At 72.4% G+C, this 15,690-nt stretch carries 15 protein-coding genes; 7 read left to right on the top strand and 8 right to left on the bottom strand.

Annotated features, from left to right (window positions below; translation table 11 throughout):
- The first annotated feature begins 161 nt into the window (after positions 1-161).
- Positions 162-1,658, top strand: coding sequence for a DHA2 family efflux MFS transporter permease subunit (locus tag ACFPCY_RS05370; RefSeq protein ID WP_378252419.1), 1,497 nt, complete (start codon positions 162-164; stop codon positions 1,656-1,658).
- Here the strand turns inward: ACFPCY_RS05370 and ACFPCY_RS05365 are convergent.
- From ACFPCY_RS05365 to ggt, 3 genes are all read right to left on the bottom strand, one after another.
- Positions 1,655-2,548: an oxygenase MpaB family protein gene (locus ACFPCY_RS05365; protein ID WP_378252418.1), complete on the bottom strand. Its 894-nt coding sequence runs from the start codon at positions 2,546-2,548 to the stop codon at positions 1,655-1,657. The two genes, ACFPCY_RS05370 and ACFPCY_RS05365, sit on opposite strands and share 4 nt — an antisense overlap.
- Positions 2,549-2,750: 202 nt before the next feature.
- Complete coding sequence (gene cutA, locus ACFPCY_RS05360) at positions 2,751-3,098, bottom strand: divalent-cation tolerance protein CutA (RefSeq protein WP_378252417.1); 348 nt, start codon at positions 3,096-3,098, stop codon at positions 2,751-2,753.
- 67 nt (positions 3,099-3,165) lie between these two features.
- Positions 3,166-5,061: a gamma-glutamyltransferase gene (gene ggt, locus ACFPCY_RS05355; protein WP_378252416.1), complete on the bottom strand. Its 1,896-nt coding sequence runs from the start codon at positions 5,059-5,061 to the stop codon at positions 3,166-3,168.
- Positions 5,062-5,361: 300 nt separating this feature from the next.
- On the opposite strand from ggt, the gene ACFPCY_RS05350 reads away from it, so the two are divergent.
- A complete protein-coding gene (locus ACFPCY_RS05350) occupies positions 5,362-7,464 on the top strand; it encodes an amino acid permease (RefSeq protein WP_378252415.1) in 2,103 nt (700 codons plus the stop codon).
- Positions 7,465-7,498: 34 nt separating this feature from the next.
- Here the strand turns inward: ACFPCY_RS05350 and ACFPCY_RS05345 are convergent, their stop codons facing one another.
- Positions 7,499-7,921 carry an ATP-binding protein gene (locus ACFPCY_RS05345; RefSeq protein ID WP_378252414.1) on the bottom strand — a complete coding sequence of 141 codons (423 nt, stop codon included), beginning with the start codon at positions 7,919-7,921 and terminating at the stop codon, positions 7,499-7,501.
- Positions 7,921-8,229 carry a hypothetical protein gene (locus ACFPCY_RS05340; protein ID WP_378252413.1) on the bottom strand — a complete coding sequence of 103 codons (309 nt, stop codon included), beginning with the start codon at positions 8,227-8,229 and terminating at the stop codon, positions 7,921-7,923. Before ACFPCY_RS05340 ends, ACFPCY_RS05345 begins: the two co-directional genes overlap by 1 nt.
- Positions 8,230-8,509: 280 nt before the next feature.
- On the opposite strand from ACFPCY_RS05340, the gene ACFPCY_RS05335 reads away from it, so the two are divergent.
- From ACFPCY_RS05335 to ACFPCY_RS05315, 5 genes are all read left to right on the top strand, one after another.
- Complete coding sequence (locus ACFPCY_RS05335; RefSeq protein ID WP_378252412.1) at positions 8,510-9,364, top strand: helix-turn-helix domain-containing protein; 855 nt, start codon at positions 8,510-8,512, stop codon at positions 9,362-9,364.
- A 19-nt stretch (positions 9,365-9,383) separates the two neighbouring features.
- Positions 9,384-9,590 carry a DUF397 domain-containing protein gene (locus tag ACFPCY_RS05330; RefSeq protein ID WP_378252411.1) on the top strand — a complete coding sequence of 69 codons (207 nt, stop codon included), beginning with the start codon at positions 9,384-9,386 and terminating at the stop codon, positions 9,588-9,590.
- A gap of 11 nt (positions 9,591-9,601) precedes the next feature.
- Positions 9,602-9,799 (top strand): DUF397 domain-containing protein, encoded by a 198-nt coding sequence (locus tag ACFPCY_RS05325; RefSeq protein WP_378252410.1) that lies wholly within the window; start codon positions 9,602-9,604, stop codon positions 9,797-9,799.
- Positions 9,800-9,927: 128 nt separating this feature from the next.
- A complete protein-coding gene (locus ACFPCY_RS05320) occupies positions 9,928-11,247 on the top strand; it encodes a hypothetical protein (RefSeq protein ID WP_378252409.1) in 1,320 nt (439 codons plus the stop codon).
- Between the two features lie 13 nt (positions 11,248-11,260).
- Positions 11,261-12,703 carry a sensor histidine kinase gene (locus ACFPCY_RS05315; protein WP_378252408.1) on the top strand — a complete coding sequence of 481 codons (1,443 nt, stop codon included), beginning with the start codon at positions 11,261-11,263 and terminating at the stop codon, positions 12,701-12,703.
- A 28-nt stretch (positions 12,704-12,731) separates the two neighbouring features.
- Here the strand turns inward: ACFPCY_RS05315 and ACFPCY_RS05310 are convergent, their stop codons facing one another.
- Genes ACFPCY_RS05310 through ACFPCY_RS05300 form a run of 3 tightly spaced genes read right to left on the bottom strand, consistent with a single transcriptional unit; the run spans position 12,732 to position 15,636 of the window.
- Entirely contained in the window at positions 12,732-13,676 is a 945-nt protein-coding gene (locus ACFPCY_RS05310) for an ABC transporter substrate-binding protein (protein ID WP_378252407.1), read from the bottom strand.
- Between the two features lie 17 nt (positions 13,677-13,693).
- Positions 13,694-14,602, bottom strand: a complete 909-nt coding sequence (locus tag ACFPCY_RS05305; protein WP_378252406.1) for an ABC transporter ATP-binding protein — start codon at positions 14,600-14,602, stop codon at positions 13,694-13,696.
- Positions 14,599-15,636: a FecCD family ABC transporter permease gene (locus tag ACFPCY_RS05300; protein ID WP_378252405.1), complete on the bottom strand. Its 1,038-nt coding sequence runs from the start codon at positions 15,634-15,636 to the stop codon at positions 14,599-14,601. The genes ACFPCY_RS05305 and ACFPCY_RS05300 overlap by 4 nt, the downstream gene beginning before the upstream one ends.
- Positions 15,637-15,690: the final 54 nt, after the last annotated feature.

The following is a 15,690-nucleotide window of genomic DNA, read 5'->3' as shown; positions in this document are numbered from 1 at the left end:
GCCGCCTCGTGCACCGAGGCTGATCCCCGCCCTCGCCAGGTCCAGGGGGTCGTCCGGACCGGTTCCGCCTCGCCTTGAAGTTCGCCATGGCCCGTGGTGTGCTGCGAAGAGCTCGAACTTCGACGGGTGCGGGGGCGTCCGAGCCCGGCAAGGGGACCGCCATGGCCGACGACCGGCTCGACCGCGACGTGATCGTGCTCGGCCTGGTGGTGGTCTGCGGCACGGTGATGGTGATCCTCGACACCACCATCGTCAACGTCGCGCTGCGCACGCTCGGCACCGACTTCCACGCCGGGCTCGCCACCATCCAGTGGGTCGTCACCGGCTACCTGCTCGCGCTCGCGACCGTCATCCCGCTGACCGGCTGGGCCATCGACCGGTTCGGCGCGCGCCGGGTCTGGACGACCTCGATCGCGCTGTTCGTGCTCGGCTCGGCGCTGGCGGGGTCGGCGTGGAGCATCGAGACCCTGATCGCGTTCCGGGTCGTGCAGGGCCTCGGCGGCGGGATGCTGATGCCGACCGGGATGGCCATCCTGACCATGGCCGCCGGGCCGCGCCGGATGGGCCGCGTGATGAGCATCGTCGGCGTCCCGATGCTGCTCGGTCCGGTGTTCGGGCCGGTCGTCGGCGGCTGGCTCGTCCAGCGCGCGGACTGGCGGTGGATCTTCTTCGTGAACCTGCCGGTCGGCGCGGCGGCGCTGCTGCTGGCCTGGTGGAAGATCCCGCCGGGACGGCCCCGGGAGGACGGCGCGGCGCTCGACCTGCGCGGCCTGGTGCTGCTGTCGCCGGGATTCGTGCTGCTGATCTACGGGCTGTCCCGGGCGAGCGGGAGCGGCGGCTTCGGCCACCCGGCCACGATCGCGTGGCTGACCGCCGGGGCCCTGCTCGTCGCGGCGTTCGTCGCGCACGCCGCGCGGCGCGGCGACCGCGCGCTGATCGACGTCCGGCTCTACCGCGACCGGACGTACGCGACCGCGTCGGTCGTCGCGTTCCTGGTCGGCACGGTCATGCTGGGTTCGACGCTGCTGATCCCGCTGTACTACCAGGTCGGACGCGGTGAGGGCGCGCTCACCGCCGGGCTGCTGATGGCCCCGCAGGGCATCGGCGCGGCCCTGTCCATGCCGCTCGCCGGGATGCTCACCGACCGGTTCGGGGCGGGACGCGTCGTCCCGTTCGGGGCCGTGGTGCTGACGCTCGGGACGATCCCGTTCACCCAGCTCCACGCCGGCACGTCGTTCGCGCTGCTCGGCGGCGCGATGTTCGTCCGGGGCCTCGGCATCGGCGCGACGATGATGCCGTCCATGTCGGCGGCGGTCGCCACGCTGGACCGCGCCGCCGTGCCGCGCGCGTCGAGCGCGCTCAACATCATCCTCCAGCTCGGCGGCTCGTTCGGCGCGGCGCTGCTCGCGGTCGTCCTGTCCCGCGAGCTCACCGAGCGGCTGCCCGCCGCCGGCAGGGCGCCCGGGGGCGGCGTCGGCGGCGACATCCCCGCCCGGATCCGCCCGCTGCTCGCCCCGCACCTCGCCGACGCGTTCTCCGTGACCTTCTGGGTGGCCCTGGCCCTCGGCGCGGCCCTGGTCGTCCCGGCCTGCCTGCTCCCCCACCGGGGCACCCGCGACCTGAACGCGGACGGGCCGCCACCGCCGGGCCTCGGCTAGGACGCGAGGGGCCAGGAGGCCGGGGCGGACGCGTGTTCGCGGGTGAGCTCGCGGGCGCGGCGGGCGTCGGGGCCGTAGCGGTACCGCTCGGGGACGACCCGGGTCGTCCGGTAGAGGCCCTTGAGGGTGAGGGTGGCCGCCAGGTCGGACGTCGGGAGGCCCGGCAGGCCGTACTTGCGGCGCGCCCAGCGCGGGAGCGTGGAGACCACGAGGACGCCGACGGCCGGGGCGGCGAGCTTCAGCGGCACGAGCCTGCTCGGAAGCGCCGGGTTGAACATCCGCCGGAAGCCCTCCTTCGCCTCGTCGCAGGCCCAGACCCGGTGCCGCATGTCCGCGTAGTAGTCGCGCATCTCGGCGACCGACGACGGGACGCCGGCGGGGTCGAGCCCGACGACGGCGGCGGCCCGGCGCTGCTCGTCCACGAACCGGTCGGCGTCGGCGCGGCTCAGCGGGACGCCGGAGCGGCGCGCGATGTCGAGGTAGGAGTCGACCTCGCCCATGTGGACCCAGAGCAGGTTCTCCGGCTCGTCCACGCGGAACGGCTCGCCGGTGCGCATGTCGACGCCGCTGAGCTTGGAGTGCAGCTTGCGGATGCGCCGCCCGACCCGCTCGACCTCGTCCCGGCTGCCCCAGGTGCGCACCCGGACGAACTCGACCGTGCGTCCGAGCCGGGCCCAGGCGGTCGCCGGGTCCATGAGCTCGGAGTTCTGGGCGGTGCCCCACATCGAGTGCGGGTGCAGGGCCTGGAGCAGCAGCGCGCGGATCCCGCCGACGACCAGCACCGGCTCGCCCATCACCCGCCAGGTGACCGAGCCCGGACCGAACAGGCCGTGGTCGTCCGCCGGCCCCGCGAGGCCGGGCTGCTCCCCCGAGCGCGCGTCGATGTCCATCGGCTGCCCCTTTCCCGGACGGTTCTCGCGCCGGCCGGCGCCGCTCACACGCCCACGAGGAAACCACGACCGATCCGGCAAGTAACTACTTATTTCCCGGATATGGCGGGACTCACACCGATCGGCGACCGCGCCCGGGACGTCCGTCCCCCTCCGGGACCGGGGTGGGGACGGCCGTCACCCTCCGGGTCCGGGGCAGGGGTCAGGCCTCTTCGGGGTCGGGTTCGGGCGGGCCGGTCTGCTCGGCGACCCAGGTCAGGTAGTCGAGGCTGCCCGCGACCACGGGGGTGGCGATGATCTCCGGGGTGTCGTAGGAGTGCTCGTCGGTGATCAGGCTGGCCAGCTCGTCGAACCGGTCGACGGTGGTCTTGAACACGACCATCCACTCCTCGGCCGACTCGATCCGGCCCTCCCACCAGTAGGTGCTGGCGATCGGCCCCACGAGCTGGGCGCAGGCGGCGAGCCGGTCGGAGACGGCGGACCGGGCGAGCTCCGCCGCCTCCGCTCGCGAGTCGGTGGTCGTGGTCACCTGCACATATGCGTCGGCCATGACCGTCTCCTTCCCCGTGGGCCCGGGCGTAGCCGCGCGTGCACCGGTCGGCGTTCCGGACATTCCGTCAGCGTTGCGGCCAAACCACCAGCGCGCTGCCGCCGTGCCTGCGGACGGGCTCCGCGACGGCCTGCACCAGCCCCGGCGCGAGGAACTCCAGTCCGGCCGCCGCACCGATCTGGCCGACCGGCGGACCGGGGAACACCTCCAGCCGGTGGCCCTTCGCCGCGAGCGCGCGTCCGTACCGGTCGATGAACGCCTGCTCGGCGAACACCTGCGGCGTGTTGCGCTGGGTGGCGCGGGGCGCGGCGAGCGCGGCGGGCAGGCTCATGCCGAGGTCGATCCGGTTCAGCAGGATCTGCAGCACGGTCGTGATGATCGTCGAGCCGCCGGGGGTGCCGACCGCGAGCAGCGGGCGGCCGTCCCGGAGCACGATCGTCGGGGACATGCTGCTGCGCGGCCGCTTCTCCGGTCCGGGCAGGTTCGGGTCGGGCGCCTGGCCGGGGGCGGGCGGCTGGAAGTCGAAGTCGGTCAGCTCGTTGTTGAGCAGGAAGCCGCGTCCGGGGACGGTCAGCGCGCTGCCGCCGAACTGCTCGATCGACAGCGTGTAGGACGCGACGTCCCCCCACCGGTCCGCGACGACCAGGTGCGTGGTCTGCGGGCCCTCCATGGCGAGCGCGCGGGTCGTGTTGCCCGGCGGCTTGCACGGCGGGTAGTTCCCGTCCGGGTCGCCGGGGGCGACGGGCGCCTGCGCGGCGGCGTCCGGCTTGATGAGGCAGGCGCGCTCGCGGGCGAAGCCCTGCGACAGCAGCTCCCTGACCGGGACGCTCACCTTGTCGGGGTCGCCGACGTACCGGCCCCGGTCGGCGTAGGCGAGCTTGGACGCCTCCAGGTAGTAGTGCAGCGCGGTGACCGGGTCCTTCGGGCTGAGGTGGAAGTTGCCGAGGATGTTCAGTGCCTCGCCCACGGTGGTCCCGCCGGACGAGGACGGCGCCATGCCGTACACGTCCAGGCCGCGGTAGTTCACGTGCGTCGGGTCGCGCCACACCGGCCTGTAGGCGGGCGGGTCGGCGTTCGTCATGAGGCCCGGCCGGACGTTGCGCGCCGCCTTCGGGTCCTTCGGCGGGTGCTGGACGGTCCGGACGATCTCCCTGCCCAGCTCCCCGCCGTACAGCCAGGACGGTCCGCGCCGGGCGAGCTCCCGGTACGTCCGCGCGAGGTCGGGGTTGCGGAAGGTGGAGCCGACCTGCGGCAGCTTCCCGCCCGGCAGGAACAGCTCGCGGGTCGGGACGATGTCGCGGAACCGCGCCTCGTTCACGGCGGTCTGGTCCTGGAACTCCTGGTCCACGGTGAAGCCGTGCTCGGCGACGCGGATGGCGGGCTGGAGCAGCGAGGCCATGGAGCGCGTGCCGAACCGGCGCAGGCCGGTGTCCCACTGCGCGACCGTGCCGGGCACGCCGACGGACAGTCCGCTGGTCACGGCCTGGTCGAACGGCAACGGCTTGCCCGTCGCCGGGTCGATGAAAGAGGTCTCCTTCATCGCCTTCGGGGCCTTCTCGCGTCCGTCGATCGTGTAGACGCGGCGGCTGCGGGCGTCGTAGTAGGTGAAGTAGCCGCCGCCTCCGATGGCCGAGACGTAGGGCTCGGTGACGCCGAGGGTCGCGGTGGCGGCGACGGCCGCGTCGAACGCGTTGCCGCCGTGCCGCAGGACCTCCAGCGCGCTGCGGCTGGCGTCGAGGTCGACGCTGGAGACGGCGCCGCCGTATCCGGTCGCGACGGCCTGCTTGCCGTCCGGCGGGCGCGGCGCGGGCACGGGCGCGGACGGGGCGGCGGCGGCGCGGCCGGGGACGGCCAGCGCGGCGACGGCCACCGCGGCGGCGGTGGCGGCGGCACCCCGGCGGACGCCCGGGCGGCTCGTGAACAGGCGGCGTGCGCTGCGATTCGACGCGGCGGGGAACGACACGGGACCTCCTCCGGAACCGGCGTCACCCACCGTGTCACCGATCTCGCCCGAATGCCAGCATCCCGACCGACCCCGGACGGCTCGTGAGGGCCGTCCGGCGCTTGCGCGGCGGAGGCGCACGGCCCGTCCCGCCTCCGTTCACGCGGTGTCCGGTGTCCGCCACGTCCCACGAATCTCAGGGAAATCGTTGCGGTTTTACCTGTTCGTGGTGAATTCTTAGGGACTTCAGCAGTGCTGTCTCGCGAACAGCGGCGCGGGCCGGGCCCTGGGGAAACATCGCCTAAGACCTGGGACTTCCGCATGTCCAACAACATGTTCCGGCGGCTGCCGGTAGAGCGTGCGACCGGTGAGGTGCACGGCGGCCGGCACCGCCTGCGGGTGGTGTACCGCACCCGCGATCTGATCGTGCTCGGCCTCGGCGTGATGGTCGGCTCCGGGATCTTCAAGATCTCCGGCCAGCTCGCCGCGCAGACCGCCGGGCCGGCGGTGATCGTCTCGTTCGTGGTGGCCGGGATCGTGTGCCTGCTGGCCGCGCTGTCCTACGCCGAGCTGTCCTCGATCATCCCGGTCGCGGGCAGCGCCTACTCCTTCTCCTACGTCGCGTTCGGCGAGGTCTGGGCGTGGGTCGTCGGCTGGTCGCTGATCCTGGAGCTGCTGCTCGCGGCGTCGGTGCTCGCGCGGGCCTGGTCCCTGTTCGCGACGCAGATGCTGCACGACTTCTCCGTGCCGATACCGGGCGCGCTCGGCGGCGTCATCGGGCAGGAGAAGGGGTTCGACGTCTTCGCGCTCGGCATCCTCGTGCTGATCGTCGCGATGCTCGCGATCGGCAGCCGGATGAGCATCCGGACGCTGTGGTTCATGGTGCTGGCCAAGCTCATCGTCATCGTGCTGCTGATCGCGACCGGGCTGAAGTTCTTCGCGCCGCACAACCTGACGCCGTTCGTCCCGCCCGCCAAGGCCGCGCCGGACGACAGCGCGCAGACCGTCCTGGACGCCCTGACCGGCGCGATCACCGGCGGCTCGCCGCACGTGTTCGGGATCTGGGGCATCCTCGCCGCGACCCCCGCGATCGTGTTCGCCTACATCGGCTTCGACCTGATCGCGACCGCCGCCGAGGAGACCGACGACGCCCCGCACCGCGTCCCCCGCGGCATGATCGCCTCGCTGTGCATCGCCGTCGTGCTGTACCTCGGCGTCGCGGTCGCGATGCTCGGCATGGTCTCCTACAGCCGCCTCGACCCGAACAAGCCGGCGCTCTCCAACGCCTTCGGGATGGTCGGCGCGAGCTCCATGGGCAAGATCGTGGACGTCGGCGCGGTGCTCGGCCTCACCACCGTCATCCTGGTGGTGCTGATCAGCCTCACCCGCGTCCTGTTCTCCATGTCCCGCGACGGCCTGCTCCCCCGCTCGATCTCGGCGGTCGGCAAGTACCGCGTCCCGTCCCGCGCGACGCTGGTCGCCGGGGCGGCGGCCGTCCTGATGTCGCAGACCATCAACGTGCTGACGCTGGAGCACATGGTCGTCATCGGGACGATGTTCGCGTTCCTGTTCGTCTCCGCGTCCGTCCTGCGGATGCGCCGCGACCGTCCCGACCTGCACCGCCCGTTCCGCGTCCCGGCCGCCCGCCTCACCGCGATCGTGACGATCGTCCTCGTGGCCTGGCTGATGCTGAACCTGGAGCTGCGCACCTGGGCCTACTTCGGCATCTGGATGGCCGGCGGCATGCTCCTCTACCTCGTCTACGGGCGCCGCCGCAGCCAGCTCAAGCTGCTGCTGGAGCAGCCGCCGCCCGCCCGGATCTCCGTCCCGTACCCGGTCCCCGCCCCGACCGGCGCGCCGATGACGCCGGGCGCGACCGGCCCCATGTCCAGCAACCCGAGGATGGCCGCGCCCGCCCCGCCGCCGCCTCCGAACCGGGCGTCCTTCGAGACGCCGTACTACGAGCAGCCGTACGAGCGCCGGCCGTACGACCGTCCCGCCTACCAGACGCCTCCGGGCCACGACCCGTTCGAGGTCCCGCCGCAGCGCCAGGCGTACCAGGAAACCTACGGCTCCCAGGCGGGACGCGGCTACTACCAGGACGACGAGGACGTCATCGGCCTGGGCTACGGCCGCCCCTCGGACCCGCGCGCATCGGCGGACGACCGTCCGCCCGCCGCTCCGGGACCGTCCGGCCGCTACGCCACCGGAGGCCGCAACCAGCAGACGGGTGGCTACCAGACGCCCCCGCAGGCGACGGGCCCCTACGCCGCGCCGCACGACTCCCCGTCCGGACGGCACGCCAGCGGCGGCTACAACGTCCCGCAGGACGACCGCTACAGCCAGGGCTCCAGCCGCCACCGCAGCGCCGACCAGCAACCGGACGAAGACGACTACCCGCCGAACGCCGGCCGCCACCACTGACGAGCGGGGACGCGGTGCCACCGCGTCCCCGCCCTCACATCTCGAACCAGACAACCCACCGCCCGGACGAATCAGGTTCCGCCCCGGCGCGCCTGGCAAGCCCCGCCACGATCACCAGCCCCCGCCCCGACTCGTCCGACCACTCGCCGGTTCGCCCGTCCGCCGAGAAATGCGGCGCACACGCAGCCCCGCCATCGTCCGCGATCTCCACCCGGACGCGGCCCTTGTCGCCGTCCGACGTCCGGACGGTGACGTCCACTCCTCCCCCGGCACGTCCCGACGCGGTATGCCGCACCGCGTTGGTGACGATCTCGGTCACGACGAGGTCCAGGTCGTCGGCGTCCACCGACTCGCGCGGACCGACCCATTCACGCACCTGGTCTCGCACCGCCCGCACGTCCAGGCGCCCGTCCCGCTGGGGTGACATCCGGCGTGCTTCGACGGTGTTCCAGGTCATCACCGAGCGCCCGCCGCGATCTGGTGCGCGGCCCGGGCCGTCCCGTCCGCCGTGGCCACGTGCCCGCCGCCCCAGCAGAACAGCCACGCGCCGCCCGCTCCCTGCATGCTGAGCACCGCGAGCGCCCGCGCCCCGTCCCGCACCCGGACGTAGAGGACGGGCTGCCCGTGCGCGGCCATCGTCAGCGAGACTCCGCGCCCGAGCGCGTGCAGTTCGACCATCAGGTCCACGAGCAGCCGCAACCGCACCGCCGTCACGTCGCCGATTCCTGGAGGCACGCCGCCCACCGCCACCGGTAGGTTGTCCATGTCCGACTCCTTTCCAGTCGGTCAAGGCCCCGGCGGGTGTGCCCGCACCCGCCGGGGCCGCTTGCGTTGTGCAGTGCACACAGATGAGCTGCTGCGCAGACACCACCAGCCCGCTTCTGCGGTCGTCGGCCCCCAGGTTCCCCGAGACGCCGAGTACGCCGATCTCGCCGCGCCTCGCCTCACGCTCTGTCATGCTTCCACTACACACCACTATGCATAGCATGAGATTGCAGGGCTGCATAGTGCATCCCTGTAAACTGCCTCGTACTGGAGGTACTTCGTGGCAGGCCACAGCCCAACCGCGCGACGTCGCCAGCTCATCGCCGAACTCAAGCAACTCCGAGAACGTGCAGGTCTCACACAGGAACAGGTCGCCGAGCGGCTCGACTGGCATCACACCAAGGTCTTCCGCATCGAGACCGGGCGGTCGGGCCCTCACCCCAACGACGTTCGGCTCCTTGTGGACGTCTATGGCGTGAAGGATCCTGCCGAACGAGAGGCGCTCGTCCAGCTCGCCAAGGAAGCGCGTAAGCGGGGGTGGTGGTACTCGTACCGGGACGTCCTGCCCAGCAAGTACGAGTTCTACGTGGGCATGGAGTCCGAAGCCTCCGTAATCAACACCTTCGAGCTCGCCGTCATCCCTGGTCTTCTCCAGACCGAGGAGTACGCGCGGGAGCTTTTCCGGGGCGGCCCTCTGGAACTCGAGCAGGAAGAGATCCAGAGGCGCTTGGAAGTTCGAATCATGCGCCAGCAGATACTTGCCAGGCTGGACCGCCCTCAACTGTGGGCGATCCTCGACGAATCCGCCATCCGTCGCCTGGTAGGTGGGCCTTCGGTGATGAAGGCCCAGCTCGAGCACCTCCTCGAAGTCAGCCACGGCAAGACGACCCTCCAGGTTGTGGAGAGCCGCGTCGGCGCGCATCCCGGCACCACAGGCTCGTTCGTCGTGCTCGGCTTTCCGGACCCGGCGGACGTGGACGTCGTCTACATGGAGACCATCGGAGGCAACCTTTGGGTAGACAAGCCCGAGGAGGTCACCCAGTACGCCACTGCCTTCAACCACCTGAGAGCCGTGGCGCTCAGCCCCGACCGCACCCGCGATATGCTGAAGGCAGCGATCCGCGAGCTTCGTTAACCGTCGGAGGGGACGCGGGATGAACATCTCAGGCCTGCCCCACGCAGCCTGGCGCACCAGCAAACGCAGCCAGCAGAACGGTGCCTGCGTCGCAGTCGCTCACCTTCCACGCATGGTGGCCGTCCGCGACAGCAAGAATCCCACCGGGCCCATCCTCACACTCGCCTTCGCCGACTGGCACCGGCTCGTCCACCAGATTAAGAGCGACCAGCACCGTCCGGCCTAGGAGATCGCGCCATGGGCCTCGCTCACGCTCTTTGGCGCAAGAGCAGCCGTAGCACCCAGAACGGCGCATGCGTCGAAGTCACCAGCCTGAACTTCGGGCTGGCCGTTCGCGACAGCAAGGACCCCGCCGGCCCCGTCCTCGCGCTCGCAGCCGCCGACTGGCACCGGCTCGTCCAGCAGGTCAAGGACGGGCTGCACCGTCCCGCTTAGGGGAATCGCGTTGTCGAGGCAGTGAAGGTCCAGGACAACGCAAAGACTTCCCAGGACCGCGCTCGTCTCCAGCTTCGCTTCCCGGACGCCCAGGATCATGGCCGGGTACCGGGGTGTGAGGGGGACGTATGGGCGGCAGAGTCAGCCGGGGTGCGAGCACGCGCGGGGCGGCTTGTCTGGCGGTGGTGGTCGGGGCCGTCTCGGTGGTCGCGCTGCCCGCCGAGGCGGGGACGGCCGCAGGAACGAGCGGTGCGCGGGCTCGGGCGGCCAACGCGTCGTTCGTGGATCGGCTCGGCTGCGGCGACGCGCTGCACACGATCTTCAGCTACAACGGCGTCAACGGCAGCAGCTCTTCGAGTTCGACGAGGCTTCCGGCGTACGACGCCGGTTACCCGGACGCGTCGCTTTCGGGCGCGCATGTGGAACCCGGCGCCTGGGAGACCATCAACTACCCGGCCGGCCACGGCGGTTCCCTGGACCCCCACTGGCAGGGGCAGGCGCTGCTGCCCGACAACCAGCACGAGCCGCTGACGGCCACCTACGACCTCGGTTACGCGCAGCGCCTGTTCTTCAGCGTGGTCGACCTGGACGCCTACGAGCATCTGCATATCGTCGGCTACCACAACGGCAAGCCCGTCGTGCCCAAGGGCATTCCGCGGGGCGGCGACAATCCCAAGGTGTCGACCGGCGGCGGCGGACTCGACATCGCCGACACCACCGGCGTCATCGATCCCGGTCCCAACGATTTCGCTCCCAGCAGCGTCGTGGACGTCGTCTTCGACGAACCGGTCGACAAGGTCGTGATCGTCAGCGACGGGGATCCGAAGGGCACGGCGGCGATCACCCGGTTCTTCGGCTGCCGGGACACCGCCATCACCAAGAAGGCGGGCAAGGGGAAGCGGGTCTCGTCGTCCCGCAAGCGCGTGACCTACGCCTTCCCTTACACGGTCACGGTCAGGAACCCCTACGGCAACATGCCCGCGCGTCCCCGCGTCACCGACGACGTGGCCCGGGTGTTCGGCAAGGGCAAGGTCGTGGCGATCACCGAGACCAAGGTGAGCGGACCGCGTCCGGCGTGCACGCCCGTCAAGGGCTTCTTCGCGCGGAAGAGCGACGAGCTGCTTCCCGGCGCGGGTTACCTGGCCGGCGGGCAGAAGTGCACGATCAGCTACGTCGTCAAGGTCTCCTATCCGCGCTGCGTGAACCCGCCCAGGGCCACCAACACCGCGACGCTGTACGAGTACCGCAAGTCCGCGGTGGTGGACCGGGCGCGGGCGAGCGTGAACGTCGGCCCGATCCCCTGCGCGCCGCCACCGCCCAACTGCCGGTGCCGTCCGTTCCTGCCCGCGAGCCAGGTGACGGATCTCGACGGCCGCATGCCGGTCTCCGAGGGCCGCACCCCGGACTCCTACGGCCGCACACCGGACTCGGCGGGACGGCAGGACTGAGCCTGCGGCGACGGTGACGAGGACTTCGGCCTCGGACGCGGGGCGGGCGATGGGACGGATCGACCGGTGGTGGGCGCGGCTCTGGGTGTCGGTCCGGGGCCGGGCCACCGTCCTGACGGTGCTCGTCGCGGCCGTCGTGCTCGGCGTGACGTTGACGCTGGTCACCATACTGATCACGAACCTGGAGCGGGAGCGGGTCTACCGCGGGACCGGGGATGCCGCCCGCGAGGTCGCCGCCCGGGTCGTCAAGGAGCGGCTGCCCGGCCCCATTCCCGACCAGGCGCGCGGAGTGCGGCTCCTCCAGATCGTGGACCCGCAGGGACGGGTCCTGGCGGCGTCCAGGGAGTTGCAGGGCAAGCCCGCGCTGGTCTCCGACCCGGACGTCCTCGTGTGGACGGACCGCACGCGTTGCCCGCGGTTCCTGAAACCGTGCGTCACGGTCCGCGGCGTCCATCTCGCGAACTCCGCCTACGGCGACAACGTGATGGTCTACGCCGCCGCGCGCGTCCCGGGCCAGGAGCCGAACTGGCCGCTGCGCGCCGGGATGGCGCTGCTCTACCTGGTGGCGCTCGCCCTCATCGCGGGCTGGGTGTGGTGGCTGATCGGCACGGCGCTGCGTCCGGTGATGGCGATCCGCGCCGACATGGTGCGGTACGGGCTCGACGAGTCCGGTCGGCGCGTGCCGGTGATGTACAGCGGCGGCGGCGAGCTCCAGCGCCTCGCCGAGACGGTCAACGACACGCTCGACCGCCTGGACGAGGCGAACACCCGGCAGCGCCGCTTCCTCTCGGACGCCTCGCACGACTTGCGCCAGCCCATCACCGCGCTCACCGCCGAACTGGACCTCGCCCTCGCCGAGCTGCCCGAGGGTCCCGCGCGGGAAGGCGTCCAGGCGGCCCTGGCGCAGGCCGAACGTCTCGACGCCATCGTCGCCGACCTGCTCGAACTGTCCCGGCTGACGACGAGCGCGCCCGCGCCCGTGGAACTGGTCGACCTGGCCGAGGCGGTGCGCGGCGAGGTCGCCCACCGCCACGGCCGCGTGCCCGTCACGACCAAGCTCCAGGACGGCGCGCTCGTCCGCGCGAACCCGATCCGGCTGGCCCGGCTGCTGAACAACCTGGTCAGCAACGCCGAACGGCACGCCGAATCCACCGTCGAGGTCGTGGTGGCGGTCGAGGGCGCGGACCCGGCCGTCGGGGACGCGACCGTCCGGCTGGAGGTGAACGACGACGGGGAGGGCGTCGCGCCCGAGCAGCGCGAGAGGATCTTCAGCCGGTACGCGCGGGGTCCGGTCTCCCAGGCCCGCGATCCCGGCGGGACGGGCCTCGGCCTGCCCATCGCCCGCGAGATCGCCCGCACGTACGGCGGGTCCCTGACGCTGGGCGACAGTGCGCTCGGCGGCGCGAGCTTCGTGCTGCGCCTGCCGCTCGCCCCGTCCCGGGCCCCGAAGGACTGAACGCCCTGCTCGCGGCCGCCTGAGCCGGTTACTTCTTGGCCAGCGGGCCGAGGTACTTGGTGAGGTCGTCGAGGATCTTGTTCGCGGCGGTCGGGCCGATGCCCGTCATCCAGATCTCGTCGTCCACGACCTGAGCGTGCCCGGCCTTGACCGCGCCGAGGCGCTGCCAGAGCGGACCGGCCGTGACCTTGGCCTGCTCGTTCGCGGCCTTCGCGCCGTAGGCGGCGACGAACACGAAGTCGCCGTCCGCCTGGTCGATGCGCTCGGGGCTCAGCGGCGCGAAGCGCTTGTCGGACTTGTCCTTCAGCAGCTGCGCGTCCGGACGGGACAGCCCCGCGTCGTGCAGGACGATCCCGGAGAACGAGTCGGGCCCGTACTGCCGGATCTCGTCCGGCATGAAGCGGATGACGCTGACCTTCAGCTTCGCCGGATCGCCGAACGACCTGCCGACCTGCGCCGCGCGGTCCTCGTACGCCTTGAGCTTCTGCTGCCCCTCGGCCTTCTCGCCGACGGCCTCGGCGTCCAGCAGGAAGTTCTGCTTCCAGGTGACGCCGACCTTGTCGGTGAACACGGTCGGGGCGATCTTGGAGAGCTGCGCGTAGTACTTCTCCATCCGGAACTTCGAGCCGAGGATGAGGTCGGGCTTCAGCGCGGCGATGGCCTCGACGTCCGGCTGCTGGGTGGTGCCGACGCTCTTCACCTTGCCGAACCCGTCGCCGAGGTACTTCGGCATCCCGGCCTGCTGGTCCGGGACGGTCGCGCCGACCGGCGTGAGGCCGAGGGTCGCGAGCGTGTCGAGCTTGTCGGTGTCCAGCACGACGATCTTCTTCGGATGGTCGGAGACCTTGGTCTCCCCCATCGCGTGCTTGACCACGTGCGTCGCCCCGGACGCCGACGAGCCGCCCGACCCGCCGCACGCGCTCAGCGCCAGCGCCGCGGCGGCGGCGACCGCCAGTCCCTTCACCAGTCTCACGTGACGTTCTCCTTCACTCAGGCCGGGGCGTCCGGCACGACCATGGGCGCGCCCGTGACCGGGCACGGGACGACCACTCCGCCGAGGCCGAACACCTCGGACAGGCACGGCTCGTCCATCACGTCGGCGGGGGCGCCCTGCCGCACGACCGCGCCGCCCTTCATGACGACCAGGTGGTCGGCGTACCGGCACGCCTGGTTCAGGTCGTGCAGGACGGCCACGACCGAGTGGCCCCCGTCGCGGTTCAGCCGCCGCAGCAGATCGAGCACCTCGATCTGGTGGGCGAGGTCGAGGTAGGTGGTCGGCTCGTCCAGCAGCAGGGCGTCGGTGTCCTGCGCGAGGGTGAGCGCGATCCAGACCCGCTGCCGCTGGCCGCCGGACAGCGCGTCCACCGGACGGTCCCGCAGGGCGGTGAGGTCGGTCAGCTCCAGCGCCCGCTCGACCGCCTCGGTGTCGGCGGCGCTCCACTGCCGGAACCAGCGCTGGTGCGGCTGGCGCCCGCGCGCGACGAGGTCGGCGACGGTGAGGCCCTCGGGCGTGACCGGCGACTGCGGCAGGACGCCGAGGCGGCGCGCCAGCTCGCGGGTGTTGATGCCGTGCACGTCCGCGCCGTCGATGAGGGCCGCGCCGCCGCGCGGGGCGAGCAGCCGGGCGAGGGTGCGCAGCAGCGTGGACTTCCCGCACGCGTTCGGCCCGATGATCACGGTGAACGCGCCGCCGGGCAGCTCCAGGTCGAGCCCGGACAGGATCGTCCGGTCGCCGTACCCGACGGTCAGGTCGCGCGCGGCGAGCGTGACCGGCGGGCGGACGGGCGCGGCGGTCCTGGCGGCGGCTTTCACGGGCGCTCCGGTCTTCTCGGGCGCTGCGGTCTTCTCGGGCGCTGCGGTTTTCTCGGGCGCTGCGGTCTTCTCCGGCGTGTCGGTCATGCGTTCTTCCTCCGGACGAGCAGCCAGAGCAGGTAGGGGCCGCCGAGCGCGGCGGTGAGCACGCCGACCGGGAGCTGGACGGGCGCGAAGGCGGTCCGGGCGATCAGGTCGGCGACGACGGTGAGCAGCGCGCCGGTGAGCGCCGCGCAGAGCAGCGGCGGACGGTCCGCGCGCAGCAGCCGCCGGGCGAGCTGCGGGGCGGCGAGCGCGACGAAGTCCACGGCCCCCGCCTGGGACACCGCGAGCGCCGCGAGGACGACGGCGACCAGGCCGAGCAGCAGCCGCCGCGCGCCGACCCGGACGCCGAGCCCGCGCGCGAGGTCGTCGTCCAGCCCGGCGGTGTCGAGCGCGCGGCCCGCCCACAGCAGGACGGGCGACAGCACCAGCAGCGGGACGAGCAGCGTGAGCGTCTCGCGCTGGCCGAGCCCGGCGAGGCTGCCGGACAGCCAGACGCGGGCGCGCTCGCCGTCCGCCGGGTCCGCGCCGACGATGAAGACCTCGATGAGCGCCTTGAGCGCGAGCGCGACGGCGATCCCGGACAGGACGAAGCGGTTGGCGGTCAGGCCGGTGCGTCCGGCGAACGCGAACACGGCGGCAGCGGCGGCGAGCCCGCCCGCGAGCGCGGCGGGGCCGAGCCAGCTCGTGCCCAGGCCGGACGCCATCACGGCCGTCGCGGCGAGGCCCGCGCCCTGCGTGACGCCCATGACGTCCGGGGCGGCGAGCGGGTTGCGCGTGACGGACTGGAGCAGCGCCCCGGACACGCCGAGCAGCGCGCCGACGGCGAGACCGACCTCGACGCGCGGCAGGCGCAGGTCCTGCACGACCAGCGTCGCTGGACCGTTCCCGGCGAGCGCGCGCAGCACGTCACCGGGCGCGACGAACGTGCTCCCGATGGCGAGCGCCGCCAGCGCCGCCACTGCGGTGAGCACGGCCAGCACGATTCCGAACACGAGCGCCCGCCGCCGGACGGCGAACGCGACCGGCCCGAACCCCACCACCAGCGTCCCCGCCGCCGGATGCCGCACGGCGGTCATCTCGTCACCGTCCGGCAGGACCGGGCGACCGCCGGGCGCGCGGTCGTCCGGGGG

The sequence above is a fragment of the Actinomadura gamaensis genome (assembly GCF_042652125.1).
GTDB classification, from domain to species: domain Bacteria; phylum Actinomycetota; class Actinomycetes; order Streptosporangiales; family Streptosporangiaceae; genus Spirillospora; species Spirillospora gamaensis.
Note: the sequence above shows the minus strand (reverse complement) of the source record. Positions and strands in the feature narration are given on the sequence as shown.

What these genes read in the sequence shown, in the direction of transcription:
- ACFPCY_RS05345 (WP_378252414.1), bottom strand. Translation starts at nt 7,921, where the DNA reads ATGACCTGGAACACCGTCGAAGCACGCCGGATGTCACCCCAGCGGGAC.
- ACFPCY_RS05340 (WP_378252413.1), bottom strand. Translation starts at nt 8,229, where the DNA reads ATGGACAACCTACCGGTGGCGGTGGGCGGCGTGCCTCCAGGAATCGGC.
- ACFPCY_RS05365 (WP_378252418.1), bottom strand. Translation starts at nt 2,548, where the DNA reads ATGGACATCGACGCGCGCTCGGGGGAGCAGCCCGGCCTCGCGGGGCCG.
- ACFPCY_RS05370 (WP_378252419.1), top strand. Translation starts at nt 162, where the DNA reads ATGGCCGACGACCGGCTCGACCGCGACGTGATCGTGCTCGGCCTGGTG.
- ACFPCY_RS05330 (WP_378252411.1), top strand. Translation starts at nt 9,384, where the DNA reads ATGAACATCTCAGGCCTGCCCCACGCAGCCTGGCGCACCAGCAAACGC.
- ACFPCY_RS05300 (WP_378252405.1), bottom strand. Translation starts at nt 15,636, where the DNA reads ATGACCGCCGTGCGGCATCCGGCGGCGGGGACGCTGGTGGTGGGGTTC.
- cutA (WP_378252417.1), bottom strand. Translation starts at nt 3,098, where the DNA reads ATGGCCGACGCATATGTGCAGGTGACCACGACCACCGACTCGCGAGCG.
- ACFPCY_RS05320 (WP_378252409.1), top strand. Translation starts at nt 9,928, where the DNA reads ATGGGCGGCAGAGTCAGCCGGGGTGCGAGCACGCGCGGGGCGGCTTGT.
- ACFPCY_RS05325 (WP_378252410.1), top strand. Translation starts at nt 9,602, where the DNA reads ATGGGCCTCGCTCACGCTCTTTGGCGCAAGAGCAGCCGTAGCACCCAG.
- ACFPCY_RS05305 (WP_378252406.1), bottom strand. Translation starts at nt 14,602, where the DNA reads ATGACCGACACGCCGGAGAAGACCGCAGCGCCCGAGAAAACCGCAGCG.
- ACFPCY_RS05350 (WP_378252415.1), top strand. Translation starts at nt 5,362, where the DNA reads ATGTCCAACAACATGTTCCGGCGGCTGCCGGTAGAGCGTGCGACCGGT.